1 protein-coding gene is annotated in these 242 nt (G+C 59.9%); it reads left to right on the forward strand.

The window, feature by feature from the left end:
- On the forward strand, positions 1-242 hold a 242-nt coding region (locus CVH10_RS23745; protein WP_369336011.1), incomplete at both ends, for an acyl-CoA dehydrogenase family protein.

Consider the following 242-nt stretch of genomic DNA (forward strand, 5'->3'; position numbering starts at 1 on the left):
GACCCAGATCACGACGAGCCAGCTGCTCGCCCACCGGCTCGCCGAACTGAAAGAACGCGGCGATCTGCGCCCCCAACACGTCTCGATGGCGAAACGCAACAACGTGCGAATGGCCCGCGATCAGTCCAGAATCGCCCGCGAAATGCTTGGGGGCAACGGAATTACCACGGATTACTCGCCAATGCGCCATATGGCGAACATGGAGACCGTCTACACCTATGAGGGGACCCACGACATCCATA

This window comes from Halomonas sp. ND22Bw, assembly GCF_003011945.1.
GTDB classification, from domain to species: domain Bacteria; phylum Pseudomonadota; class Gammaproteobacteria; order Pseudomonadales; family Halomonadaceae; genus Halomonas; species Halomonas halophila.